The 24,416-nt window shown below is 64.0% G+C and carries 30 protein-coding genes; 6 read left to right on the forward strand and 24 right to left on the reverse strand.

Features of this window, described 5'->3' with window-relative positions; genetic code table 11:
- The first annotated feature begins 1,235 nt into the window (after positions 1 to 1,235).
- A complete protein-coding gene (locus J0W34_RS02395; protein WP_230970546.1) occupies positions 1,236 to 2,108 on the forward strand; it encodes a delta-class carbonic anhydrase in 873 nt (290 codons plus the stop codon).
- A 1-nt stretch (position 2,109) separates the two neighbouring features.
- Here J0W34_RS02395 and J0W34_RS02400 read toward each other — a convergent pair whose 3' ends face one another.
- Positions 2,110 to 2,940, reverse strand: coding sequence for a transglutaminase family protein (locus J0W34_RS02400; protein WP_230970547.1), 831 nt, complete (start codon positions 2,938 to 2,940; stop codon positions 2,110 to 2,112).
- A 224-nt stretch (positions 2,941 to 3,164) separates the two neighbouring features.
- Here J0W34_RS02400 and J0W34_RS02405 point away from each other — a divergent pair, with 224 nt between their 5' ends.
- Positions 3,165 to 3,515, forward strand: coding sequence for an RcnB family protein (locus tag J0W34_RS02405; protein ID WP_227815425.1), 351 nt, complete (start codon positions 3,165 to 3,167; stop codon positions 3,513 to 3,515).
- A gap of 4 nt (positions 3,516 to 3,519) precedes the next feature.
- Here J0W34_RS02405 and J0W34_RS02410 read toward each other — a convergent pair whose 3' ends face one another.
- From J0W34_RS02410 to J0W34_RS02475, 14 genes are all read right to left on the reverse strand, one after another.
- Complete coding sequence (locus J0W34_RS02410) at positions 3,520 to 3,750, reverse strand: hypothetical protein (RefSeq protein ID WP_230970548.1); 231 nt, start codon at positions 3,748 to 3,750, stop codon at positions 3,520 to 3,522.
- A 118-nt stretch (positions 3,751 to 3,868) separates the two neighbouring features.
- Entirely contained in the window at positions 3,869 to 4,264 is a 396-nt protein-coding gene (locus J0W34_RS02415) for a CBS domain-containing protein (protein WP_230970549.1), read from the reverse strand.
- A 1-nt stretch (position 4,265) separates the two neighbouring features.
- Positions 4,266 to 4,481: a (Na+)-NQR maturation NqrM gene (gene nqrM, locus J0W34_RS02420; protein WP_227815428.1), complete on the reverse strand. Its 216-nt coding sequence runs from the start codon at positions 4,479 to 4,481 to the stop codon at positions 4,266 to 4,268.
- Positions 4,482 to 4,505: 24 nt separating this feature from the next.
- On the reverse strand, positions 4,506 to 5,732 hold the full coding sequence (nqrF, locus tag J0W34_RS02425) for an NADH:ubiquinone reductase (Na(+)-transporting) subunit F (protein ID WP_230970550.1): 1,227 nt from the start codon (positions 5,730 to 5,732) through the stop codon (positions 4,506 to 4,508).
- A gap of 16 nt (positions 5,733 to 5,748) precedes the next feature.
- Complete coding sequence (gene nqrE / locus J0W34_RS02430) at positions 5,749 to 6,357, reverse strand: NADH:ubiquinone reductase (Na(+)-transporting) subunit E (protein WP_227815430.1); 609 nt, start codon at positions 6,355 to 6,357, stop codon at positions 5,749 to 5,751.
- 1 nt (position 6,358) lies between these two features.
- The gene (locus tag J0W34_RS02435) at positions 6,359 to 7,027 is read right to left on the reverse strand and encodes an NADH:ubiquinone reductase (Na(+)-transporting) subunit D (protein WP_230970551.1); all 669 of its coding nucleotides are present in this window, start codon (positions 7,025 to 7,027) and stop codon (positions 6,359 to 6,361) included.
- Between the two features lie 2 nt (positions 7,028 to 7,029).
- Positions 7,030 to 7,812: a Na(+)-translocating NADH-quinone reductase subunit C gene (locus tag J0W34_RS02440; RefSeq protein WP_230970552.1), complete on the reverse strand. Its 783-nt coding sequence runs from the start codon at positions 7,810 to 7,812 to the stop codon at positions 7,030 to 7,032.
- Positions 7,802 to 9,013, reverse strand: a complete 1,212-nt coding sequence (locus J0W34_RS02445) for an NADH:ubiquinone reductase (Na(+)-transporting) subunit B (RefSeq protein ID WP_230970553.1) — start codon at positions 9,011 to 9,013, stop codon at positions 7,802 to 7,804. The genes J0W34_RS02440 and J0W34_RS02445 overlap by 11 nt, the downstream gene beginning before the upstream one ends.
- 3 nt (positions 9,014 to 9,016) lie before the next feature.
- Positions 9,017 to 10,369, reverse strand: a complete 1,353-nt coding sequence (locus tag J0W34_RS02450) for a Na(+)-translocating NADH-quinone reductase subunit A (RefSeq protein ID WP_230970554.1) — start codon at positions 10,367 to 10,369, stop codon at positions 9,017 to 9,019.
- Between the two features lie 326 nt (positions 10,370 to 10,695).
- Positions 10,696 to 11,148 carry a transcription antitermination factor NusB gene (gene nusB, locus J0W34_RS02455; RefSeq protein ID WP_230970555.1) on the reverse strand — a complete coding sequence of 151 codons (453 nt, stop codon included), beginning with the start codon at positions 11,146 to 11,148 and terminating at the stop codon, positions 10,696 to 10,698.
- On the reverse strand, positions 11,145 to 11,621 hold the full coding sequence (gene ribH, locus J0W34_RS02460) for a 6,7-dimethyl-8-ribityllumazine synthase (protein WP_230970556.1): 477 nt from the start codon (positions 11,619 to 11,621) through the stop codon (positions 11,145 to 11,147). Before ribH ends, nusB begins: the two co-directional genes overlap by 4 nt.
- A gap of 18 nt (positions 11,622 to 11,639) precedes the next feature.
- Positions 11,640 to 12,758, reverse strand: a complete 1,119-nt coding sequence (ribBA, locus tag J0W34_RS02465) for a bifunctional 3,4-dihydroxy-2-butanone-4-phosphate synthase/GTP cyclohydrolase II (protein ID WP_227815437.1) — start codon at positions 12,756 to 12,758, stop codon at positions 11,640 to 11,642.
- Positions 12,759 to 12,811: 53 nt separating this feature from the next.
- Positions 12,812 to 13,429, reverse strand: a complete 618-nt coding sequence (locus J0W34_RS02470; protein WP_230970557.1) for a riboflavin synthase — start codon at positions 13,427 to 13,429, stop codon at positions 12,812 to 12,814.
- 90 nt (positions 13,430 to 13,519) lie between these two features.
- Complete coding sequence (locus J0W34_RS02475; protein ID WP_227815439.1) at positions 13,520 to 13,888, reverse strand: VOC family protein; 369 nt, start codon at positions 13,886 to 13,888, stop codon at positions 13,520 to 13,522.
- A 114-nt stretch (positions 13,889 to 14,002) separates the two neighbouring features.
- On the opposite strand from J0W34_RS02475, the gene J0W34_RS02480 reads away from it, so the two are divergent.
- Positions 14,003 to 14,698: a helix-turn-helix transcriptional regulator gene (locus J0W34_RS02480; RefSeq protein ID WP_227815440.1), complete on the forward strand. Its 696-nt coding sequence runs from the start codon at positions 14,003 to 14,005 to the stop codon at positions 14,696 to 14,698.
- Between the two features lie 24 nt (positions 14,699 to 14,722).
- Here the strand turns inward: J0W34_RS02480 and dsbD are convergent, their stop codons facing one another.
- Genes dsbD through J0W34_RS02495 form a run of 3 tightly spaced genes read right to left on the reverse strand, consistent with a single transcriptional unit; the run spans position 14,723 to position 17,766 of the window.
- The gene (gene dsbD, locus J0W34_RS02485; RefSeq protein ID WP_230970558.1) at positions 14,723 to 16,588 is read right to left on the reverse strand and encodes a protein-disulfide reductase DsbD; all 1,866 of its coding nucleotides are present in this window, start codon (positions 16,586 to 16,588) and stop codon (positions 14,723 to 14,725) included.
- Between the two features lie 4 nt (positions 16,589 to 16,592).
- The gene (gene cutA, locus J0W34_RS02490) at positions 16,593 to 16,928 is read right to left on the reverse strand and encodes a divalent-cation tolerance protein CutA (protein WP_230970559.1); all 336 of its coding nucleotides are present in this window, start codon (positions 16,926 to 16,928) and stop codon (positions 16,593 to 16,595) included.
- Positions 16,929 to 16,935: 7 nt separating this feature from the next.
- Positions 16,936 to 17,766, reverse strand: a complete 831-nt coding sequence (locus J0W34_RS02495) for an ABC transporter permease (protein WP_331001529.1) — start codon at positions 17,764 to 17,766, stop codon at positions 16,936 to 16,938.
- Between the two features lie 37 nt (positions 17,767 to 17,803).
- Here J0W34_RS02495 and queF point away from each other — a divergent pair, with 37 nt between their 5' ends.
- Together queF and J0W34_RS02505 are read left to right on the forward strand one after the other, a co-directional pair.
- Entirely contained in the window at positions 17,804 to 18,643 is an 840-nt protein-coding gene (queF, locus tag J0W34_RS02500) for an NADPH-dependent 7-cyano-7-deazaguanine reductase QueF (protein ID WP_230970560.1), read from the forward strand.
- A gap of 79 nt (positions 18,644 to 18,722) precedes the next feature.
- A complete protein-coding gene (locus J0W34_RS02505; protein ID WP_230970561.1) occupies positions 18,723 to 19,301 on the forward strand; it encodes a glycine zipper 2TM domain-containing protein in 579 nt (192 codons plus the stop codon).
- 21 nt (positions 19,302 to 19,322) lie between these two features.
- On the opposite strand, the gene J0W34_RS02510 is transcribed toward J0W34_RS02505, so the two are convergent.
- From J0W34_RS02510 to J0W34_RS02535, 6 genes are all read right to left on the reverse strand, one after another.
- Positions 19,323 to 19,934 (reverse strand): DUF502 domain-containing protein, encoded by a 612-nt coding sequence (locus J0W34_RS02510; RefSeq protein ID WP_230970562.1) that lies wholly within the window; start codon positions 19,932 to 19,934, stop codon positions 19,323 to 19,325.
- Positions 19,935 to 19,949: 15 nt separating this feature from the next.
- Positions 19,950 to 20,876: an ATP-binding cassette domain-containing protein gene (locus tag J0W34_RS02515; RefSeq protein ID WP_230970563.1), complete on the reverse strand. Its 927-nt coding sequence runs from the start codon at positions 20,874 to 20,876 to the stop codon at positions 19,950 to 19,952.
- Between the two features lie 9 nt (positions 20,877 to 20,885).
- Positions 20,886 to 21,494 carry a glutathione S-transferase gene (locus J0W34_RS02520; RefSeq protein ID WP_230970564.1) on the reverse strand — a complete coding sequence of 203 codons (609 nt, stop codon included), beginning with the start codon at positions 21,492 to 21,494 and terminating at the stop codon, positions 20,886 to 20,888.
- A gap of 10 nt (positions 21,495 to 21,504) precedes the next feature.
- Positions 21,505 to 22,149: an alpha/beta hydrolase gene (locus tag J0W34_RS02525; RefSeq protein WP_227815449.1), complete on the reverse strand. Its 645-nt coding sequence runs from the start codon at positions 22,147 to 22,149 to the stop codon at positions 21,505 to 21,507.
- Between the two features lie 9 nt (positions 22,150 to 22,158).
- Positions 22,159 to 22,467: a (2Fe-2S) ferredoxin domain-containing protein gene (locus J0W34_RS02530; protein WP_227815450.1), complete on the reverse strand. Its 309-nt coding sequence runs from the start codon at positions 22,465 to 22,467 to the stop codon at positions 22,159 to 22,161.
- A 71-nt stretch (positions 22,468 to 22,538) separates the two neighbouring features.
- Positions 22,539 to 23,597 (reverse strand): VanZ family protein, encoded by a 1,059-nt coding sequence (locus tag J0W34_RS02535; protein WP_227815451.1) that lies wholly within the window; start codon positions 23,595 to 23,597, stop codon positions 22,539 to 22,541.
- A gap of 127 nt (positions 23,598 to 23,724) precedes the next feature.
- Here J0W34_RS02535 and J0W34_RS02540 point away from each other — a divergent pair, with 127 nt between their 5' ends.
- On the forward strand, positions 23,725 to 24,039 hold the full coding sequence (locus tag J0W34_RS02540; RefSeq protein ID WP_230970565.1) for a hypothetical protein: 315 nt from the start codon (positions 23,725 to 23,727) through the stop codon (positions 24,037 to 24,039).
- The last annotated feature ends 377 nt before the right edge of the window (positions 24,040 to 24,416 follow it).

The raw sequence follows: 24,416 nt of genomic DNA on the forward strand, positions 1-24,416 counted from the left end.
GGGTATAGGGAGATTGAGGCGTCAGTGATCAGCCGGTGTTTCATTAATCATGAAATTCTGGCGTTTCAACAAAACTATCAGAAGCATGGCACGCCTTTGATTTAGCAAAACCAGGTTGAGTGTTGCTTTCCAATTTCCAGGGTGGTCGTTTCGGCCACCCTGGTTTTCTATTCTTGAGTACGGCGATTGCTCCGTTCAGGCACCCGACCCGGCTTTGATTTGAATTCCGCTGCGTCGAGGTATTGTGTCCGGATATTCATTATTCCGCCCCTTTCCACACCCAGCAGATCAATTCGCTACAGGTGCACTCTGAAGGGGCTGGTAACTCGAAAGCCTTATTCCCTCAGGCGACAACATGAAGTGCGAGTATGACGCGCTGAGCCGGGTGATGCGACACCTGTTCAAGGTCATGGGGCCAGACATGAACGGTCGAGATGCCCATGACGCCGCTGCCGTATCGATCACCAGCATTTCATTCCCATCAAACAGGGCCGGGGTCAGCCGGGTGGCCTATCGGCTGCATTCGTTGTCCCATCGCCACGCCGGCCGAAGCGTGTATCCGCGCGATTGGGCACGACTTCCAATGAAACCTGGCGTGCAATAGGCGCAAGCCGTCGCTTGCCAGGGGGCCTCTCACCCCAGGGCAGTTTCAACCGTATCGGGTCACGCACCCGATTGCTGGTGGGGCCGAAGGCCATGCGCCGGTCGCGAATTTCCAGATCGTGTTAACCTCGCGCCCTGTCGATGACATCCGAGTATTGATGTCGTCTTGCTCGCGCAGTCCCTGCGCGGTATCCCGCTGGGCAGCAACTGCCGGATGTGCTGGTTCGCTCAAAGCCATGGCCACTTTCATCTTGACTGTCTGAGCACCGGCGCGACCGCGCGCGGGTGTGGTGTTCATGTCTGAGTGCTGATGAGTTCTCGTGGGCTTCTGATGCTGAGGCTCTCTGTCGTGGACAGTGCTGGGGCGATTCGCCAGTGCGATGCGTCGTTGGTGAATCACACGTGGTGCCACTGCGGCATACACGCGGGCGGGCTGAGCAGATCGGTCTGGCGAATGAGCATAAAGCCCTTGGGATTGAGCGCTTGCAGGTCCAGGTGACCGAGGCTCCGGCGCGGTGCTCGGCATCGGGATGGTGTCGGCATGTAGTTTCGCGTGCGGCTGGCGTTCCCGTCGCCTTCAGCGATGGGGCGATCGGCCGTTGAGGATGGGTGATGAGTCAGGCTGGAGGCTGATGATGAAGATCGAGACGTTTTACCGGGTGGGGGCCGTGCTGTTCCTGGGTGGGTGCGCCAGCGCAGGTCACCACGAGGCGGCCACGCATGGCGATGTGCCCGATACGGTGGTGGCCGAGCAGCGTGCGCAGCTGGCGCGCAACACCGAGGGCAAGGGCTTTGGCCCGCAGTCGCCGCGGGACATTGACCAGCGCGGTGGCGAGAACCCCGTCAGTTTTTCGCTGGCGCCCATGTCGGCGCGCATGAATCTGTGCAATATCCATTTCCACAAGAATGCCGAGCACAAGGGGCGCGCGTTCAGCGACTACGCGGGCAATGGTGACGGGCATGGTTATGGCAGCGGCTACCGGTATTCGGGTCGCCTGAGTGCAGCCGAACTGGCACCGGTCGAGGCCGAGGTGTGTCCGAGTGCGCACGGCAGCCTGTCGCCGGGTGACACCATCGAGGTGCACTACGTATTCTCGACGGCAGAGGTGCAGCCGGGGCCGACGCTGGGTGCATGCCTGAGCGATGCCATCAAGAATCCGCAACTGCTGGTCGAGGGGCAGGTGTTCGTGCTGGTCAATGACCGGTCGGCGCTGGACTTTGGCAAGCTTGCCGCGGTGAGTGAACGCGCCGGATTTGCCCAGGCGCCGAACATGACGCTCAACACCGGGCGGCCGGTGGAGTATGCCGGCTCGACCACGGGGCCGGGCTACAACGAGCAGGGATCGCCCTTTCAGGTGACCTGGCGGGTCAGGCCCCGGGTCGCAAAGGTGGACATCGCCACCGTGGGCGCCTGGTGCAAGAGCAATGTGTTCAATGAAGACCACGCCCATGGTGTGCGCAATCTGGTGACCAATCCGGCCTTGCTGTCGCCCATGGGGCGCTGAGTCAGGGGCTGGTCGACATCTGGATGGCGTAGTTCAGGGTGGCGGTCACGCCGTTGGCGATGAAGCCACCGTCGATGGGCATGGTGCTCGCCTGGTCGGCAGCGGCGCACAGGGCCACGTGCCCTTCGGTGGCCATGATGCCGTTGGTGGGGTCCCACCCACGCCAGCCCAGGCCCGGCAGCCAGACTTCCGGCCAGGCGTGGAGCTGACGTTGCCCCGCCGGGCTGCCGGGCGGGGCGTAGTAGCCGCTCACGAAGCGTGCGGGGATGCCCAGATGGCGGCAGGCGGCCATGAACAGCACGGTGATGTCGCGGCAGGCGCCTTCCTGATTGGCCAGTGTCGTGGCCGGGAGCTCGGCCAGACCGTAGATACGGTCGTGGCGAAAAACACGGTTGTACAGATCGGTGCACAGCGCCTGTACGAAGCCCAGCGGAAAGTGCCCGGCCTGCCAGCAGAGCAGTTCGGCAAACTGAGCCACGCTCGGGTCGGCGAAAGGTTCGTGGCGATACAGATCGAGGCGATCGCCCACCCGGGTCGGCCAGGGCAGGGCCGGCAGGCCCGGGTCGATGAGCATCGGTGGTCCATACGCGTTCAGTTCGAACTGACTGGAGATGGTGAGCCCGCTGAACAACCCGGAAAATTCGGCATATGTGATGGCGTTGCCGGCATCGTCGATGGTGTCGCTGCGCCAGCTGGGCCATGGGTCGATGTTCAGTTGCTGCCAGACGAGATTGGCATGATCGCGCCGGGGGCTGAGCCTCAGGGTGTGTGGCGCCAGGCCCACTGGTACGCTGTAGTTGTACCAGGTGTCGTGCTGGACCGTGATGCGCATGATGTTCTCCCGCACGACGGATCGGATGCCCGCAGCTGCGGGGCAGACCGTCGTGCTTGTCTCGGTCCATTGGAGCAGAGCCCGTGCTGCACTGCAAGGGCGCGCGATCGTGACATTCCGACGCAACGGTGAAGCCCGGTGGCGAAATCATCGGGCTCGGCGGCTGTCAGAATGGGGGAACAGCGCATGGAAACCGTGTCACCGATAACGACAAGGAGCTTGATATGAGAACAGCGAAGACTCTGGCGGTCTTGCTTTCACTGACACTGGCGACAGCGCCGGTCATGGCCAAAGGACAGAATGACGATCGCGGTGGTCCCCCGGAGCATGCCCAGGGACACAAGGACAAGGGCAACAAGCACGCCGATAAAGGGGGGCATCGAGGTGCCCGGGGCTGGAGCAAGGGAGACGTGGTACCTCAGGCCTATCGCGGTGCGAGCTACGTGGTGTCAGACTGGCGTGCGGTCAAGCTGAAAGCACCGCCTCCGGGGCATCGATGGATCAAGGTCGATGGTGACTACGTGCTGGTGGCCATTGCGACCGGCGTGATTGCCTCGATTCTGCTTGGGGACTGAGCGATCAGTCGCCGCGATGGCGGGGCGCCATGCGGCGCACGCGACGCGCCAGGCCGGGGTGGCGGCGAAGCCGCTTGAGCACGATGCCGCGGGCGGTGGGTGAAAAGCGCATGAGCAGGGGCAGGCCGACCAGCATCAGCGGCAGGCCGACCGGCAAGGGCGTCCAGACAAGGACAAACCCCGCAAACACGAGGATGAGTCCAACGACGATTCTCGCCCATTTGTGCAAGCTCACGGGGAATGCCCATTGATTCAGACCCGTCATTAGAGCCTGTGTCGATTGCAGGCAGATAACGCAAGCAACAAAAAGCCCGGCGCATGACCGGGCTTTTTGTTGCTTGTCGAGGCTGGGCTTACCAGAGCTTTTCCAGCGCCTTGAGCACGTCCCGGCGGGAAAGCTGGCCGACCAGCCGGCCGTCGTCCACCACCGGATAGGCGCGGTGCCCGCCGGCGACGAAGGACTCGGCGGCCTTGGTGAGACTGGACTCGGCGTCGATGGTGATGGCGCTGGTGGTCATCACTTCCTTGACCAGCCCGCCGAACTCCTCGTAGTACGAGGCGTTGAGCGCCGCCTTGAGACAATCCTTTTCCGACAGGAAGCCCACCACCTTGTTATTGGTGTCGACCACCGGGGCGCCGCTGAGCTGGTGCATGACCAGCGCATGCGTGGCTTCGAGGATCTTGGTGTCGGGCGTGAAGGCCAGGGCGTCGCCCAGCATGTAGTCCTTCACCTTGAGCGAGTTGAGCATGTCAGTGTTCTCCGCGTGCGGCACGGGCCATGGCTTCCGCTTCCATGCGGGCGAGGCGTTTCGGGCAGGGCTTGTCGCAGTCGCAGGCTTTCTCGATGCCCACGGCGGCCAGGCCGCCGCAGCTGCCACCGATGGGCTTGCGACCGGCGATCACGCCGATGGCCATGCCCAGCACGACGATGAGCACGACCGCGAAGGTCAGGATGAAGACACTCATGGTTTTCTCCTTTGGGACCGTGGGTCAGCCGCCGAAGTCGTCGAGCATGATGTTTTCACGCTCCACGCCCAGATCGAGCAACATGTTGATGACCGCCGCGTTCATCATCGGTGGCCCGCACATGTAGAACTCGCAATCCTCGGGGGCCGGGTGGTCCTTGAGGTAGTTCTCGTACAGGACATTGTGGATGAAGCCGGTGTAACCGGTCCAGTTGTCCTGCGGCAGCGGGTCCGACAGGGCCAGGTGCCACTCGAAGTTGGGATTGTCGGCCGCCAGCTGGTCGAACTCTTCCGCATAGAAGGTTTCGCGCAGCGAACGGGCGCCGTACCAGAAGCTGATCTTGCGCTTTGAACCCAGGCGCTTGAGCTGGTCGAAGATGTGCGAACGCATGGGCGCCATGCCGGCACCGCCGCCGATGAACACCATCTCGTTGTCGGTCTCGCGGGCGAAGAACTCGCCGAACGGACCATACACCGTGACCTTGTCGCCCGGCTTGAGGTTGAACACCCAGGACGACATCTGCCCCGGGGGCACGTCGTCGCGGTTGGGCGGGGGCGAAGCCACGCGGATGTTGAACTTCACCACACCCTTTTCTTCGGGGTAGTTGGCCATGGAATAGGCGCGGATGACGGTCTCGTCCACCTTGGAGACATAGCGCCACAGGTTGAACTTGTCCCAGTCCTCGTGGAACTTGGGATCGATCTCGAAATCCTTGTAGTTCACCGTGTGAGGCGGGCATTCGAGCTGCACATAGCCGCCGGCGCGGAAGTCCACGTTCTCGCCTTCGGGCAGGCGCAGGGTCAGTTCCTTGATGAAGGTGGCCACGTTCGGGTTGGACTCGACCGTGCATTCCCACTTCTTCACGCCGAAGACTTCTTCCGGCACTTCGATCTTCATGTCCTGCTTGACCGGGGTCTGGCAGGACAGGCGCCAGCCTTCCTTGCGCTGGCCCTTGGTGAAGTGCGATTCCTCGGTCGGCAGCATTTCGCCGCCGCCTTCTTCGACCACGCATTTGCACTGGGCGCAGGTGCCGCCGCCACCACAGGCGGAGGACAGGAAGATGTTGTTGCTGGCCAACGTCTGCAGCAGCTTGCCGCCGGCCGGCACGGTGAGCGAGCGCTCGCCGTTGATGTTGATGGTCACGTCGCCGGACGACACCAGGCGGGCGCGGGCCATGAGAATGATGACCACGAGCGCCAGCACGATGGCGGTGAACATGCCGATCGCGAGGATGATCTCTTGACTGTTCATGTTGCTTGTTCCGTCCTTACAGATTCACGCCGGAGAAGGACATGAAGCCCAGCGACATCAGCCCGATGGTGATGAAGGTGATGCCCAGGCCCTGCAGGCCCTCGGGCACATCGCTGTACTTGAGCTTCTCGCGGATGCCGGCCAGCAGGGCGATGGCGATCGCCCACGAGGCACCGGAGCCGAAGCCATAGACCACGCTTTCCGACATGTTGTAGTCGCGCTCGACCATGAACAGGGTCCCGCCCATGATGGCGCAGTTCACCGTGATCAGCGGCAGGAACACACCCAGCGCGTTGTAGAGGCTGGGCACGTACTTGTCGAGGGTCATCTCGAGGATCTGCACGATGGCGGCGATCACGCCGATGTAGGAGAGCAGGCCGAGGTAGGACAGATCCACCTCCGGCAGACCGGCCCAGGCCAGGGCGCCTTCACGCAGCAGCAGGTTGTAGATGAGCCAGTTGGCCGGCACGGTAATCGCCTGCACGACGACCACGGCCACCCCCAGACCGATGGCGGTTTCGACCTTCTTGGAGATGGCGATGAAGGTACACATCCCCAGGAAGAAGGCCAGGGCCATGTTCTCGATGAAAACGGCCCGCACGAAGAGGCTGATCAGATGTTCCATGTCAGTGGACCTCCTGGTTGGCCACTTGCGGCGCGATCTTGAAGGTGGGTTCCTCGACCTGGTTCTTCTTCCAGGTGCGGATGCCCCAGATGATCAGGCCAATCAGGAAGAAGGCCGACGGCGGCAGCAGCAGCAGGCCGTTGGGCACGTACCAGCCGCCATCCTTGGCCAGCGAGAGGATCTCGATACCCATCAGCTTGCCGGCGCCGAACAGCTCGCGCACGATGCCCAGGGCGATCAGCATGGCGCTGTAGCCCAGGCCGTTGCCGATGCCGTCCATGAACGACAGGAAGGGCGGGTTCTGCATGGCAAAGGCCTCTGCACGGCCCATCACGATGCAGTTGGTGATGATCAGGCCCACGAACACCGACAGCTGCTTGGCGAGGCTGAAGGCATAGGCCTTGAGGATCTGATCCACCACGATCACCAGCGAGGCGATGATCACCATCTGCACGATCATGCGGATGGAACCCGGAATCTGCGACCGGATCATCGAGATGAACAGGTTCGAGAACGCGGTCACCAGGGTGAGCGCGATGGACATCACCAGCGCGGTCTTGAGATTCGACGTGACCGCCAGTGCGGAGCAGATGCCGAGGATCTGAAGACCGATCGGGTTGTTGTTGAAGACCGGATTGAACAGGACTTCCTTGACGGTTGGGTTTGCCATGGTCAGACACCCTCCTGTGCGCGCAGTTTGGCCAGATACGGGCCGAAGCCCTGCTCACCGAGCCAGAATTGGAGCAAACGATCGACGCCCTTGCTGGTCAGGGTGGCGCCGGCGAGGGCGTCCACCTGATGCTCGGCGTTGGGGCTGGACGGATCGACGCCGCCCTTGACGATGTGGATGACCGGCTCGCCCGACGCGTTGTAGAGCTTCTTGCCGGGCCACAGGCCCCTCCACTTGGGATTGTCCACCTCGCCGCCCAGACCCGGGGTCTCGGCATGCTGGTAGAAGCCCAGACCGACCACGGTATTGAGGTCCTTCTCCAGGGCGATGAAACCGTGGAGCGTGGACCACAGGCCGTAGCCGCGGATGGGCAGGATCACCGACTTGAGCTGGCCGTTCTCTTCCACCGTATAGACCGTGGTGTAGCGCTCACGGCGCTTGATGAGGGCCGGATCGTCTTCGAGTGGTTCGGACAGCTTCGGGTCGCGGGCGGCCTTCAGGTTGTCGAACTGGGTCGGGTCGAACTGGTCGGTGTACTCGCCGGTCTCGAGGTCGAGCACATGAGGCGTGATCTGCTGGTCGAAGAGGTTCTTCACCTCGGTGCGGCTCAGCGTGCCTTCACCGATGCCGGCGATCGACAGGATCGAGCGCTGCTTGTCGAGCAGGCGGTTTTCCACCTGCACCGGCTTGAGCGACACGGCGGCGCCAGCCACGAACACCGAGCTGACCAGGGAGACCGCGAGGGCCACCATCACCGTCTTGCTGGTTGATTCCTTATTGGACATTCCGGGCGAGCCTCCGCTTGATGTTGGCCTGCACAACGAAGTGATCGATGAGCGGGGCGCACAGGTTGCCGAAGAGGATGGCAAGCATCATGCCTTCCGGGAAGGCCGGGTTGGCCACGCGGATCATCACGGCCATGCCGCCGATGATTGCGCCGAAGATCCACTTGCCGGTATTGGTCATGGAGGCCGACACCGGGTCGGTGGCCATGAACATCATGCCGAAGGCGAAGCCGCCCATCACCAGATGCCAGTGCCAGGGAATGGCGAAGGCCGCGTTGGTGTCGGAGCCGATGGCGTTGAACATGAGGCTGATGCCGATCATGCCGAGCATGACGCCGGCGACGATGCGCCAGGCGGCAATCTTCATGACCAGCAGAATCAGGCCGCCAATGAAGATGGCCAGGGTGCTGGTCTCGCCCATGGAGCCGGGCATGACGCCCATGAAGGCATCCGTCCAGCTCAGGGTGGCGGTGATGGCATCGACGCCACCGGCGGCACCCTGGGACAGCGGGGTGGCGCTGGTGAAGCCATCGACCGCCGTCCACACCGCATCACCCGACATCTGCGCCGGGTAGGCGAAGAACAGGAAGGCGCGGCCAGCCAGCGCGGGGTTGAGGAAGTTCTTGCCCGTACCGCCGAACACTTCCTTGCCGATCACCACCCCGAAGCTGATGCCCAAGGCGACCTGCCACAGGGGAATGCTCGGCGGCAGGGTGAGGGCGAAGAGGATGGAAGTGACGAAGAAGCCTTCATTGACCTCATGCCGGCGAATGGACGCAAACAGCACTTCCCAGAAGCCGCCGACCACGAAGGTGACCAGATACACCGGTAGGAAGTACATGGCCCCGTGGATCATGTTGTCCCACACGCTGCCCGGGTTGAAGGCGGTCAGCGCGCTGATGAGCGCCAGACGCCAGCCCTCCTGGGCGGCCATGAGATCCGGGTTGGCCGCCAGCGCACTGTTGGCCTGGTAGCCGATGTTCCACATGCCGAAGAACATGGCGGGGAACACGCACAGCCAGACGGTGATCATCATGCGCTTGAGGTCGAGACCGTCGCGCACATGGGCAGTGGTCCGGGTGACGGCCTTGGGGCGGTAGAAAATGGTGTCGACCGCTTCATACAGGGCGTACCACTTCTCGTGGCGACCGCCCTTTTCAAACTCGTGCTCGATTGAGTCGAGGAACTTGCGCAGACTCATCGATCAACCCTCCTTCTCGATGCGGGCCAGGTTATCCCGCAGGATGGGGCCGTATTCATACTTGCCGGCGCACACGTAGGTGCACAGGGCCAGGTCTTCCTCGGCCACTTCCAGGGCGCCGAGCTTCTGGGCCATTTCCACGTCGCCGACGACCAGATAGCGCAGCAGTTGCGTGGCCAGGATGTCCAGCGGCATCACTTCCTCGTAGTTGCCAACCGGCACCATGGCGCGCGGGCTGCCGTTGGTGGAGGTGGTCATGGGGATGCGGCGGGCACGGTTCAGTGCCGAGGTGAAGATGTTGAGCACCGAGTGCTTGTTGGTGCCGGCGCGCAGGTAGTGCATGAATTCGCGGTGGTCGCCTTCTTCAAGACAGCTAACCTGTTGCTCGTACGGGCCGAGGTAGGCCATGGCGTCGCGCGCCGTGCGGCCGCCGAACACCGAGCCCGAAATGATGCGGCTGTGGCTGGTGGTCAGCTGCTCGTCGGTGAGCTGGGCGAGGCTGGCGCCCACGCGGGTGCGGACCAGGCGCGGCTGTTTCACTACCGGCCCGGCCAGCGCTACGATGCGCTCGACCGACAACTCACCCGTGGTGAACAGCTTGCCGATGGCGGCCACGTCCTGCGCACCCACATGCCAGGCGCTGCGGGTCTCACTCACCGGCGCCAGGAAATGGATGTGCGTCCCGGGCAGGCCGGCCGGGTGCGGGCCGTCGAAGGTGGCGCGGCTGATCCGGGCGTGGCCCTCGGGCACCGGAACGTTGGAGCCGGGCGCTGTCGTGACCCACACCTTGCCGTCGGTCAGGCGGGCAAGCACACGCAAGCCGTGGGCAAAATCCTCGGCTTGCGCGGCCAGCACCACCGACATGTCCGGCGCCAGCGGATTCGTGTCCATGGCGGGCACGATGATGGCGGCCGGACGGCTCTGGGGATCGGGGATCTTGGCGAAGGGCCGTTGGCGCAGCATGGGCCACAGGCCCGCAGCGCACATCTGCTCGACCACGGTCTCGGGCGTGAGGCTGTCGAGGCTGGCGGCATCGTGGCGGGTGAAGGCTTCGGCCTCTTCCGGCGCGTCGATGCGGATCACGACCGACTGCAGCGCCCGGCGGGCGCCACGATGGATGGCGACGACTTCACCGCTGGCCGGAGCGGTGAACAGCACGCCGGGCAGTTTCTTGTGTTCAAAAAGGGGCTGGCCGCGCTTGACGCGATCGCCCTCTGCGACGCGCATGGTGGGCTTCAGGTCGATGTAATCGGCACCGACCACTGCCACATGCTGTACCGGCGGCGCATCGTAGATGCGTTGCTCCGGCACCCCGGTGATGGGGAGGTCCAAGCCTTTCTTGAGCTTGAATTGCATGGAGAGTGACCTATCGAGGAAATGAGCGATGGACGTGGCGGTACCCTCTGTGTCTCCGCTCACGCCCCTGAATGCAAAACCCTTCGAGTCTACTTGCTGCGCCGCAATAGATCCATACGGTTGATTACTTACTTATTGAAATAGCCGTTTGAATCATGGGTTTGCAGTTGCTGTGACGGTATACGTGACACAGCTTTCAGGAGCCTTACAACTCGAAAGACCATTTTTATATCATGGTTATGTCGCAGTGCAAGCATTGCCTCGGCCGAGCGAAAAGAAAAGCGCCCGGCGGACCGGGCGTTTTCTGGGCGGGCAATGTCGCCGGATCAATTCTTGGTTTGTTGAGCCTTGCGCGCTTCCACCTCGACGCTGCGCAGTTGCGCGGCCACCTTGTCGAGCACGCCGTTCACAAAGCGATGCCCGTCGGTGCCGCCGTAGCTCTTGGTGAGTTCGATGGCTTCGTTGATGACCACCTTGTAGGGCACCTCGATGTGGTTTTTCAGCTCATAGGTGGCGAGAGTAAGCACGGCGCGTTCGATGGGCGACAGTTCCGCGACGGTGCGATCCACGAACGGGGCGAATTCGGCCTCGAGTTCGGACGGTGCTTCGAGCGCACCGCGCATGAGGGCCTTGAACAGCTCGGCATCGGCCTTGTCGAAACCCTCGGCCTGCTGCACCTGGTCTTCGATCTGCGGCACGCTGTTGCCGGAGATCAGCCACTGATAGACGCCTTGCAGGGCGAACTCGCGCGAACGGCGGCGGGCCGACTTGCTGCTCATCGGTCGTTCACCGCGCGCAGCAGGTGCACCATCTCGACGGCGGTCCGGGCGCAGTCGGTGCCTTTCTCGTGCATGCGGGCCAGGGCCTGGTCGTCGTCCTCGGTGGTCAGCACGCCGTTGGCGATGGGCATGCCGGTGTCGAGGCCCACTTCATTGATGCCCGAGGCCATCTCGTTGGAGACGATCTCGAAGTGGTAGGTCTCGCCGCGGATGACCGCGCCCAGGGCCACGAGTGCGTCGTAGTCGCCGGTCTCGGCCATGTTCTGCAGCACCAGCGGGATTTCCAGCGCGCCGGGCACGGTGGTGATGAGCATGTCGCTGCGGGTGACGCCCAGACGCTCGAGCTCGGCCACGCAGGCCGACAGCAGGCCTTCGCACACGTCCTGGTTGAAGCGGCTCATGCAGATGCCGATCTTGAGGCCCTTGCCGTCGAGGTTGGGTTCGATTTCGGGGATGTTGTCGAAACGGGGCATTGTCGTGTCCGTTGAAAGTCAGGGTTCGGATTGATCGGTGCCGTCTTCATCGACGTAACCGGTCACTTCCAGACCGAAACCGGCCATGGAAGGAATCTTGCGGGCGCGGGCCAGCAGCTTCATCTTGCCGACCTTGAGGTCGCGCAGGATCTGGGCGCCGATGCCGAACAGGCGCGGATCCCACTTGACGGCCGGGCGCGGCAGGTCCGGGTCGTCGGTCAGCTGCGCGAGCAGGTCGCGGCCGGTGTGCGGGCGGTAGAGCATGATGAGCACGCCACGGCCCGCCTCGGCAATGCTCTTGAGCGCGCTGTCCACCGGAAAACTGTGGCGGCCGCTGCTGGTATCGAGAAAGTCGATGACGGTGATCGGCTCATGTACACGCACCAGGGTTTCGACCTCCTGCGTGATTTCGCCGCGGGCCATGGCCAGGTGCACGTCGCCCGAGGTCTTGTCCTCGAAGGCGCACAGGCGGAAGGGGCCGTGGGCGGTCTCGACGGTCTTCTCGGCCACGCGTTCGATCAGGCTCTCGGTAGCGGCGCGGTACTCGATCAGATCGCGGATGGCGCCGATCTTGAGGCCGTGTTCCTTCGCGAAGGTGATCAGATCCGGCATGCGCGCCATGGTGCCGTCGTCATTCATGATCTCGCAGATCACCGAGGCCGGCTCCAGCCCGGCCATGCCGGCCAGGTCGCAGCCCGCTTCGGTGTGCCCGGCGCGGATCAGCACACCGCCGGGGCGCGCCATGATCGGGAAGATATGCCCCGGCTGGACGATGTCGTTCGGCTTGGCGGCGCGGGCCACGGCGGCCTGGATGGTGCGCGCGCGGTCGCCGGCCGAAATGCCGGTGGTCACGCCCTCGGCCGCCTCGATGGAGACGGTGAAGGCAGTGCCGAAGGACGAGCCGTTGCTGCGCGCCATGAGGTTCAGGCCCAGCTGCTGGCAACGCTGCTCGGTAAGCGTCAGGCAGATCAGGCCACGGCCGTACTTGGCCATGAAGTTGATCGCCTCAGGCGTGACATGCTCGGCGGCGAGCACCAGGTCGCCCTCGTTTTCGCGGTCTTCTTCATCCACCAGCACGACCATGCGGCCGGCGCGGATGTCTTCGATGATGTCGGTAATGGGCGCAAGAGCGCTCACGATGTTCTCCCGTACCCCAGCGGGGTGTTCTTTTGAGCCGGACCGCTACGCGATCAGGCCTTGTTGGCTTGTGCTTCTTCCTGCTTCCAGGCGGTCATGCGCTCAACGTAGCGCGCAATGATGTCAATCTCCAGATTGACTTGCGCTCCGGGCTTGAGATGCTTGAAAGTGGTCACTTCCACCGTGTGCGGAATCAGGTTGATCGAAAAATCGGTGCTCTCGACCGTGTTGACGGTCAGGCTCACGCCATCGACCGTGATCGAGCCCTTGCGCGCGATGTAGCCGGCAATGCTGCGCGGCGCGCGGATCACCAGCTCGTGGCTCTCGCCGATGGGGGCAAACTTGAGCACTTCGCCCACGCCATCCACATGGCCGGTGACAATGTGCCCGCCGAGGCGATCGTCGACCCGCAGCGCTTTTTCCAGGTTCACCTCGCCGCCTTCGACGTCGAGGCCGGCAGTGCAGTTGAGCGTCTCGCGGGAGACATCGAAACAGGCCTTGGCGCCATCCATGGCGACCACGGTCAGGCACACGCCGTTATTGGCAATACTGTCGCCAATGGCGACGTCGCCCAGGCCGAGTGCGCCGGTGTCGACCTTCAGTCGAACGCCGTCTTCAAGGGGAGTGATCGATTCGATCCGGCCGGTGCCGGCGACGATGCCTGAGAACATGGCAGGTCCAGGGGCGGTGCAAGAAAAGAGCCTTGTATTCTAAGCCAATTCGGTCCTGCACGCTGCATTGCGGTGCAGGACCGGAGATCATCAGCTGGGTGCGTGCAGACCGACGCGATTGCCTTCGGTGTCGATGATCAGGGCGATGTCACCGACCTCGTCACTGACCCGGGTGATCGGCATGTCGATCCGCCCGCCCGCCGACTCGACCCGGCCGAGCATGGCCGCCAGGTCGCCACCGGCGTCCAGATAGATCATCGTGCCATGGTTGGCCGGTGACATCTGCTCGTGCTGGAAAAGGCAACCGCCGACCGCGCCGTTCTCATGCGGCAGAACGGCCATCTGGCCGCCACAACTGGGGGTGGTTTCCAGCTCGGTCGCCAGCAGGCTGCTGTAGAAGCGGCACGCGCGGGTCATGTCGGTGACCGGAATCTCGAACCAGTTAAGTGCGTTTTTCATGGGTGTGTGTCCATGTAGTGGAAGGAGCCCCTACTGTGCGCGTGTCATACTGACAGCATGGTGTCAGGAGAGTCCGGGCATCATGCGACGCGTCTTGCCAAGGAGTCTCACCCCATGCGCCGTGCCGACCGCCTGTTTCGAATCGTGACGCTCCTGGGCGGCGCGCGCATCATGACCGCGCGGCGACTGGCCGAACTGCTGGAGGTCTCCGAGCGCACCATCTACCGGGATGTCGCCGACCTGATCAGCTCGGGAACTCCCATCGACGGGGAGGCGGGGGTCGGCTACCGGTTGCGCCGCGAATATCGCCTGCCGCCCATGCAGTTTTCGCCGGACGAGTTGACTGCGTTGGCCACGGGCTTGCGTATGGTGGGCGGCTGGACCGATCCGGTGCTCGGCCGTGCCGCCGAGCTGGCGCTGGCGCGCATCGAGGCGGTGCTGCCGAACGGGCGCATATCGCTGCGCGACGCGCCGGTGTACGCACCGGGCTTTCATGTACCGGCGGCCATGGTGGCGCCGTTGCAGACCCTGCGCACCGCGATCGACGGGCGGCACAAGATCGAGGTCACCTACGGTCGCGCCGATGGCGAGCTCAGTGAGCGCCTGCTGTGGCCACTCGGTCTGGTGTTCTGGGGGCAAAGCTGGACGCTGGCCGCGTGGTGCGAAATGCGCGATGCGTTTCGCACCTTCCGTCTCGATCGCTTCCAGTCATTGCACATGCTCGAGACGCGTTATCCGAACCAGCGCGGCCGGCAGCTCAACGACTACATCCAGGCAGCGGAGTCCGACCCCGATCGTTGCAGTCCCTGATCGCGGCGTCGGCCGCGTCCTGGGTTAGCGCCGCAAGACGGCGTCGAGCTGGGTGGCGAACGCTTCCGCCGGCATGTAGCCGACCACGCGGCGGCCATTGATTTCCTCGCCACCGGGGCGGAAGAAGATGATGCCCGGCGGGCCGAACAGGTCGAAGCGCTTGAGCAGGGCCTGGTCGTCTTCGTTATTGGCGGTCACGTCGGCCTTGAGCAGCAGCATCTGGTTCATGCGCGCCTGCACCGTAGGGTCAGAGAACGTGAAGCGTTCCATCTCCTTGCAGGAGACGCACCAGTCGGCGTAGAAATCGAGCATGACCGGGCGGGTGGAGGCGGCGACGCGTGCATCGAGCTCGGCCACCGAACGCACTTTCTCGAAAACCGGTGCCGGCGCAGCCACGGCGGCACCACCACCCAGGCCGGCCAGCGGTTGCAGCGGATCGCGCGAGCCGGCCATGGCGCCGACCAGCAAGGTGGCACCCAGAATCAGGGCAATCACGCCTACCGCTTTCCAGAAACGCTGCCAGTTGCGCACATGCTGCGGCAGCGGATCGAGTGCGTGCAGGTAGATGCCGGAGAACACCAGCAGCACGCCGTAGCCGATCATGGGTACCACGGCAGGTACCACCGGACTGATCATCCAGATGGCCAGCGCCAGCAGGATGACGCCGAAGGCCCGCTTGACCCCTTCCATCCACGGGCCCGCCTTGGGCAGCACCGAGCGCGCGGCGACCCCCACCGCCAGCAGCGGGGCGCCCATGCCCAGGGCCATCACGAACAGCGCGCTACCCCCGAGCACCGCATCGCCCGTCTTGGCGATGTAGAGCAAGGCGCCGGCGAGCGGTGCGGCCACACAGGGGCCGACAATCAGCGCCGAGAGCACGCCCATGACCACCACGCCATGTAGCGAACCGCCTTTCTCGTGGCTGGCGGTATCCGACAGCTTGCTTTGCAGTGCGGTGGGCAGTTGCAGCTCGTAGAAACCGAACATGGACAGCGACAGCACCACGAACAGCAGGGCAAAGGCCGACAGCACCCAAACGTTCTGCAGCGCCGCCGAGAGCAGGGCGCCGGACAGGCCGGCAGCCACGCCCGCCGCTGCATACGTTACCGCCATGCCCAGCACGTAGGCGAGTGACAGCTCGAATGCCCGCATTCTGGTGATCTTGTGGCCGTGGCCGACGATGATGCCCGAGAGGATGGGGATCATCGGGAAGGTGCAGGGTGTGAAGGCCAGCAGCAGGCCAAAGCCGAAAAACGAGAGCAAGACCAGCGGCAGGCTCTGGTTGGAGAGCAGGCCGGCAATGCGGCCCGATTCGTCACCGTCGTCGGTGCTGGCGGGCGCGACGGGCGCAGGGGCGGGCTGTTCCGCCTTGGCCGGTGTTGTGTCCATGGCCGGGCGGGCGTCATCGCCACCGATACCCAGCGAACTCAGAAAGCCGCCCTTGGGGGCCTCTGAGCGGGTCAGATCCACCATCAGCGCTTGCGGATGGGGCGGATAGCACACGCCGATGTCGGCGCAACCCTGGCTGATGACCGTGAGCTCGAACTGGGTCACGTCGGCCGGCGCCTTGACGGGCAGATTGAACACCAGCTCATGGCGATAGGTTTCCACCTCGCCGAAGAACTCGTCCTGCTTCACCTTGCCCGGCGGCAACTCGGCCGGACCGACCACGACCGATTCGGGCTCGGTGCGGAACTGGAACTGCTTCTTGTACAGGTAGTAGCCGTCTTCGATCTCGAAGCGCACTTCGACACGGTCGGGCGCGCGGGTGACCACACTGGCACGATAGGCCTTGTCGGGCGGCAGCAGTTCGGGCGCTGCAAACGCCGGGCGCAGCAGCGTCAGGAAGACGAGCAGCAGAAGGCCGAGCAGGGGGAATCGTCGGGTCATGGTGTCAGTCGGTGGCGCGGGTTTCGTCGCGCACCCAGTCAAGATAAGCGGGCAGGCCCAGTGTCACAGGGACTGCAATGATTTCGGGAAGTTCATAGGGGTGACCGGCGCGGATGGCCTTTTCCAACATCGGATAGTTCGAACGCGTGCTCTTGATGAGCATCGGGGTCTCTGAATCGGTCTGCACGGCACCATCCCAGCGATAGACCGAGGTGGCCGGCGCCAGGATGTTCACGCAGGCGGCCAGCCGCTGTTCGATCAGTTGAGCCGCCAGCGTGTTGGCGCTTTCGGCGTCGGGCAGGTTGGTCAGGATCAGCAGCACGTCGTCCGCGTCGGTCATGGTCATCTCACTTGAGCAGACGGCGACGGGTCAGGGCGACCGCCAGCCAGAACGCCACCGCCGCATACCCCAGCAACACGGTCACGTGGAGCAGCACATCATTGGGCAGGTGACCCAGCATCATTGGACGCGCCAATGCCACGGCATGTGACAGGGGCAGCATCTGCGCGCCGATCTGCAGCGCGCCCGGCAACTGATCGAGCGGGAAGAACACCCCGGAGAGCAAGGCCATGGGCGTGATGAACAGGGTGAAGTAGTACATGAAGAAGTCGTAGTTCGGCGCCAGTGCGGTCACCACCAGCCCCATGGCCGAGAAGGTGACGCCGATCAGGAAGATCAGCGGGATCACGCCCACCGCCAGCGGGCTGGTGGTGAAGCCGAACAGGGACACCACCAGCAGGATGGCGGTGCCCGACAGCGTGGCCTTGCTCGCGGCCCACATCATCTCGGCCAGCACCACATCATCGAGCGTGAGTGGCGCGTTCATGATGCCCTCCCAGGTGCGTTGCACATGCATGCGCGAGAAGGCCGAGTACAGGGTCTCGAAACTGGCGGTGTTCATGCTTGAAAAGCACACCATGCCGGCGGCAAGGAAGTTCACGTAAGGCACGCCATCGACGGACTTGACCAGTGCCCCCAGGCCGTAGCCGAGGCCCAGCAGGTAGATCATCGGATCGGCCAGGTTACCCAGCAATGACGGTGCCGCCAGCTTGCGCCAGACGCCGAAATTGCGCAGCCAGACCGACGTGAAGCGCCAGGAGAGACTGGGCAGCCGGGCAAAGTGGGTGGTGGCGGACATGGGCTCGACGAGTGAGGGCGAAGCGCTGATTATAATCATCCGTTGATGAACGCCTTTTGAGATGGCTCAGATTCCCATGACCGGACACAAACCGACCCACGGTGCAGAAGCCTCGCCGCTGGGCAAGACCGCGGCCTATCGCAACACCTACGCGCCGGAACTGCTCTTCCCGGTGCCGCGCTCGGCCAAACGGGCCGAGATCGGCGTGGGCGAGACGCTGCCCTTCGTCGGCGAGGATGTGTGGAACGCCTACGAGATCTCCTGGCTCAACCCCAAGGGCAAGCCCGTGGTGGCCATGGGGGTGTTCCGCGTGCCGGCGACCTCGCCGAACCTGATCGAGTCCAAGTCACTCAAGCTGTATCTGAACAGCTTCAATGGCACCGCGCTGAGCGGCATGGACGAGGCGCGCGAACGCATGACGCGTGATCTGTCGGCCGCGGCCGGCGCCCCCGTCGCCATCGAGCTTTTCAAGCTTGATGACGTGCGCCGCGACACCGAAACCCTGGCGGGCGAGTGCATCGACGACCTCGACGTGGCCATCACCGGCTACCAGATCGCGCCCGACCACCTGGGTACGGTCGAGGGCGGCGATGTCAGCGAAACCCTGATCTCGCACCTGCTCAAGTCCAACTGCCTGGTGACCGGGCAGCCCGACTGGGCAACGCTCTACATCCGCTACCGCGGCCGACCCATCGACCGGGCCGGTCTGCTGCGCTACGTGGTGTCGTTTCGCGAGCACAACGAGTTTCACGAGCAGTGCGTGGAGCGTGTGTTCGTCGACCTCATGGCCCGCTGTCAGCCCGAAACGCTGGCGGTGTGGGCGCGCTACACCCGGCGCGGCGGGCTGGACATCAACCCCTTCCGCAGTAGGGTGGGCGAGGCGCTGCCACCCAACGGGGGCGATCCGCGCCAGTGAATTTCCGTGGTGACCGGCCGTCAACAGAACAGCACCCCCGTGCGTTGACGCAGGGGCAAGACACAGCAACGGAGGCAACATGCCCAATCGATTGATGCGTACCACCCTGGCCGCCGCCCTGAGCGTGGCGCTGGCCGTGCCCGCCCTGCCGGTGATGGCAGATCCGCCCGCGCATGCACCGGCCCACGGGTGGCGCAAGAAGCATGACCCCGACTATCACGGCTACCGTGGCCACAGTGGCCGCGAGTGGGATCGTGACTACGGCGTGCTGAAGGGGCGCTGCAGTGCCGATGCGGTCGGCGCCGTGATCGGCGGGGTGATTGGCGGTGCCGTGGGCTCGCAGGTGGGCGAAGGCGATGGCCGCCGTATCGCCACGGTGCTGGGCACCGTCATCGGTGCCGTGATTGGCGCCAAGGTGGCGCGTGACATCACCGATCTGGACCGTGCCTGCATCGGGCACGCACTGGAGTTGAGTGGTGACCGGCATCGGGTGGTGTGGGACAACCCCAAGACCCGGCTGCATTATGAACTGGTGCCGGTGCGCAGCTTCCGCGATGGGGGCCGCACGTGTCGCGAGTTCGACCTGATCGTCGATGGCGCACGTGACCGACGCAGCGCCTGCGATGCAGGTGGTGGTCAGTGGCGCATGCGCGGCTGATCGGGCTGAGCCAATACCCTGTCAGCTGCTCTTGCCGCTCTTGCCGTTGCTGCTGGCGTTGACGCCGGCAGTGACGGCGAAGCGCATGGCCGCCTCGCGCGGCATGTCGATGGTGGTGAGCTGGTCCGCGGGCAGGAAGACGGTGTAACCGCCGATCTGGTAGCTCATGGGGAAGTACACCGCCACATCGCCCTCGCGGCCGATGTTGTCGGGCAGGTTGTCGAAATTGTTGCGGGTCACGAAGCCGATGATGCGCGCCTCGGTGCCCGGCAGGGTGTAGCTCACCACACGCAGCACGTCGGTGCCTTCGTCGTTCGCCATCAGGCCGAAGAAGTCGCGAATGGCCGAGTAGATCGACTTGACCAGCGGCACCGCCATCACGGCCCCTTCCATCTTGTGGAAGATGGCCCGGAAGATCCAGGCCCGCATCAGCAGGCCGACGCCCAGGATCACCAGCAGGCCCATGAAGATGCCCATGCCCGGGAAGTGGAAGGTCATGGGCAGGAAGCGCACCATCAGGTCGCTGAAGAAGGTTTCCGCCGTGACGAACAGCCACGCCAGCAGGTAGAGGGTCGCCACGATGGGCACCACCGTCAGCAGACCGGTGGCAAAGATCTTGCCGAGGAACTTCATGTGCGCTTTGTCCGTTCAGTCGCGCAGATCGCGACCTGTCAGTTTGAGAAAGACATCTTCCAGGTTGGCTGGTCGGTGCAGGTAACGCAGCCCGTCCTGCCCGGATAGATGCGCCAGAAGTTCGCCAGCATCTTCCGTATAACAGAACACCGTTTCGGCACTTAGTTCGCAGCGCCGCGACAGCCTGCGCCCGTGCGCCTCGACCCAGGCGGCCATGCCGCCCGGCCAGTCGCCATGCACTTCCACCACGGTCGCTTCGATGTGCTGTGCGATCACCTCACGCGGCGTGCCGGTGGCCAGAATGCGGCCGTGATCCATGATCGCGAGGCGGTGGGCGAGGCGTTCGGCCTCGTCCATGAAGTGGGTGGTGAGCAGCACGCTGGTGCCGGCAGCGGTCAGGCGGCGCAGGCGCTCCCAGATCACGTGCCGTGCCTGCGGGTCCAGACCGGTACTCGGTTCGTCGAGCACCAGCAGGCGTGGTTCGTTGACCAGCGCGCGGGCGAGGGTGAGGCGGCGTTTCATGCCGCCGGACAGCGTGTTGATCTTTGAATCGGCTTTGCTTTCGAGGCCGGCAAATTCCAGCAGGCCGGGCAGCCGTCGCTCGACCGTCGCCCGGTCCAGCCCGAAATAGCGGCCGAACACCACCAGATTCTCGGCGCAGGAGAAGTCGGGGTCGAGATTGTCGAACTGGGGCACCACCCCGGTCTTGATGCGGGCCTCGCGGGCGCGCGCCGGCACCGGCTCGTCACACAGGGTGATGGTGCCGCTGTCGGGTGTGGTCAGGCCGAGTGCGCAGCGCAGGGTGGTGGTCTTGCCGGCACCGTTGGGGCCGAGCAAGGCGAAGCATTCACCGGGTTCGACGCGAATGGAGACACCGTTGACCACGGTCTGGTCGCCATAGCGCTTCACCAGCCCGTCAATGGCGAGCGTGGGGGTACTCATGCGCGGCGCTCAGTCCGGGCGGGTGGCCAGAAAACTGTTGCGGGCGCCGATGCGCAGGGCCAGCTCCTTGAGGTGCGGAAAACGCTGGCGCCAGTTCAGGTGCGCCAGACGAAAATCCAGATACTCCAGCGCACAGCCGGCCGCGATGTCGGCAAGACTGATCCGGTTGCCGTGAAACCAGTGCTCCTTGGAGGGGAGCTTGGCTTCCAGCGCCTGGAGGCCGCGCTCGATCTTGCCTTGCTGGCGCTCGACGGTCTCGCGCAGCTGCGCCTCCATCGGGCGCAGGGTCTCGAGGCGGATGATCAGGGCAGCATCGGTGATGCCGTCGGCCAGGGCCTCGGTCTGACGCACGCGAACCGCTTCCATCGGGTCCGCGGGAATGAACGGGGGTTCGGGAAACTTCACCTCCAGATAGCCCGCAATCACCGGGCTATCGAAGAAGTGTTCGCCCGCGTCGGTTTCGAGCACCGGCACCTTGCCCAGTGGATTGATCTCGGGGACGCCGGTGTCCGACTCCCAGGGGGAGTCCTCGATCAGCTCGAAGTCGACGCCCTTCTCGGCCAGCAGGATGCGAATCTTGCGGGCATAGGGGCTGGTGGGCGAGGCGGTCAGTTTCATGGTGCGTGTCTCAGAGCGGGTCCCAGCGATCCGCGATCAGGTCGCGGATGATGTGCAGACGGCCGTGGAAGAAATGGTCGGCCCCCGGCACCACGACCACCGGCATCTCCAGCGGGCGGGCCCAGTCGAGCACATTGGCGAGGGGGACGGTTTCATCCTCTTCGCCGTGGATGATGAGGCTGCCTCTGGCGACCGGTTCGGTGGCGTACTTGCGCGCGCCGGTGACTTCACCGGAGGCGAGGCCCACCAGGACGATGCGCTTGGCGGGCGTCACCCCGTCGGCCAGGCGCGCAGCCACGCGGGTCTGCACAAACGCGCCGAAAGAGAAGCCCGCCAGCGCCAGCGGCAGCATGCCATAGCGCGAATGCGCCCAGGCCAGCACCGCCAGGGTGTCTTCGGTCTCGGCCATGCCGTGATCGTGTTCGCCTTCGCTCTTGCCCACGCCCCGGAAGTTGGGGCGAATCGCCGCGTAACCCAGGTCACGCAGGCTGCGCGCCAGGGTGTGCGCCACCTTGTTGGTGTTCGCGCCCCCGAAGAGCGGGTGCGGATGCGCCACGATGGCAATGCCGCGCACGTCGTCCGGCGCGTCGATCAGCAGTTCGATATTGCCGTCCGGGCCCTTGACGAGCACGGATTCGGTGTTGGGCTGGCTCATGGGGTGTCCTCAGATGCGCAGGCGCTCGACCACGCGCCCGCCGATCAGGTGTTCCTTGATGATTTCGTCGATGTCGGCCTTGTCCACAAAGGTGTACCAGACCTCTTCCGGATACACGACCAGCACCGGGCCTTCATCGCAGCGGCCCAGGCAGCCGGCCTTGTTGAAACGGATGCCGCCCTTGCCCTTGAGCCCCAGTTCGGCGATGCGCTCCTTGGCATATTTGTGCAGCGTGTCGGCACCGAAATTATTGCAGCAGTTCTCGCCCCCATCGCGTTGGTTGCAGCAGATGAAAGCGTGGTGTTTGAAATAACTCATGGTGTGTGTCTCTGTGGGTTGCGGCCCATTATAGCCAGCAAGGCACCCGGGCCGGGCGCACGTTCCGGGGCTCAGCGCCCGTTGCTGCGAAGCAGATTGATGGCGCTCAGATAGCCCAGCGCCAGAAACGGCCAGACGCCTGCCACCAAGTGAGTCAGACCGCTGAAATTCAAAAAGTGCCCCTGATTGATGAGCGTCTGGTTGAATACCAGATAGGGGTTTTCGGGCGCGATGTTCACCAGCACCGCCCCGGCCAGCAGCGCCACCGCCGCCACCATGTGGCGAATCAGGCGGGGCAGCAACAGCCCGGCGATGAGCAGCGGCACGCCGGCCGCCAGACCGCCGATGGCGCCCGGGGTGAGCCACAGCAAGGGGCGGGGCGGTACATAGAAGTTGGATGCCGCCAGCGTGCGCATGCCCAGGCCGAGCACCAGCACCACGATCACCGTCAGCGAAAAACGCTGCAGCATGCTGCGCGTGAGCAGCCCCACCGCCAGCACATTGGCGGCCACGATGGCCGTCTCCAGACGCATGAAACGCTCCGGATTGAAGGGGAGCGGGGTCGGCAGATCAAAAAAGCTGCGGATATCGCCCAGGCCGAACAGCAGCGTCTTGGGCGAGAGCTGGGCGAGCAGCCACAGGCCGATGAGCACCACGCCCACGTCGCCCAGATGGCCGTGAATCAGGCGACGCGAATACCACTGATGCCACCAGCCATCGGCATCGAACAGGCGGCGCCCGGCGAACACCCCCAGCACCGCACCGATCAGCCCGCCCAGCGCGTTGGCGCCCAGATCCACATTGGAGGCCACGCGGGTGGGCAGATAGTTCTGCACCGTTTCGAGCGAAAAGCTCAACAGCGCACCGGTGACCGCCGCCAGCACCACCACCGCCCAGCGCGGCCATCGCGCCGGCTGCGCCGCCGCCAGCACGAAGCCGAAAGGCACAAAGCCCAGCACATTGAGCACGATGTCGAGCGCGGTGATGTACTTCGGCCACGGCGCACCCACGAAATCGAACAGCGGCAGACCGCTCGGCTGCCAGCCGCTGAACGGATGCAGGCAGGCATAGCCGATCAGCAGGGCGTAGGCGAGTGCCAGATAGCGGGGGAGTTGGGTGGCTGAGCGCAAGGGTGGTGCGTGTGCGTCGGGATGAAAACGGGATTGTACGGGGTGTGGAGACCTCCGACTGCGCCGAAGGTGAAAGCGGAGATTGTTCGGTGAGGCGCCGTGGATACTCTCATCCGGATCAGGCCCCGTGAAGCGCCGGATCGAACGGCCTGCCGGACTGGAGCATGCCGGGGGCTACTGGCAGTCGTTTGTGCATCATGGCGTCAAGGATGCGCCCGACGTGTTTTGCCGCACTGGCCGGCACACCGACGAACACGCGGTTGCCATCCCCATGCACGACATGAGCGGCCCCCTTCGACGATCACCTCACCCGCAAGCGCATCAGCTCAAGCCCGAAGAGCTGGAAGTGCCCAACACCCCGCTGCCGATTCCGCATGACTTCGTGGATGACTTGCTGACGACGAGCAAGCCGCATTCTCCGGGGAAGCAGCCGAAGCGGTGATGGTTTGAGCGTTGAGGAAAAGCCCGGCTGATGCCGGGATTTTCTTGTGCGATTGCGGGCTAGATTTGCTCAAAATACTATGACAACGGCTTTCAATGACGTTAGCATCGTGCTCGACTAGGAGAGCTGATGTCAGGGCTCTTCTTCGAGCGATTCGCTGAGACAGGTAAACGACTGTAGATAGTGTTGGAGCAGGATTTAAATGAGAGCTGATCAAGTACCGCAAAACAGTTGGTTCGTTTTGGTTTTGCTGCTGTGTTTAGGGGGGCTGGCGAATCATGCATTCGCTGCTCCTGCTGTTATTACCAACTCACAATGCCGTCAGTCGGGAAATCCTAATGCCTTTCTTGATTGTCTAACGCCTCAGTACACCCGGT

The sequence above is a fragment of the Nitrogeniibacter aestuarii genome (genome assembly GCF_017309585.1).
Classification (GTDB): Bacteria; Pseudomonadota; Gammaproteobacteria; order Burkholderiales; family Rhodocyclaceae; genus Nitrogeniibacter; species Nitrogeniibacter aestuarii.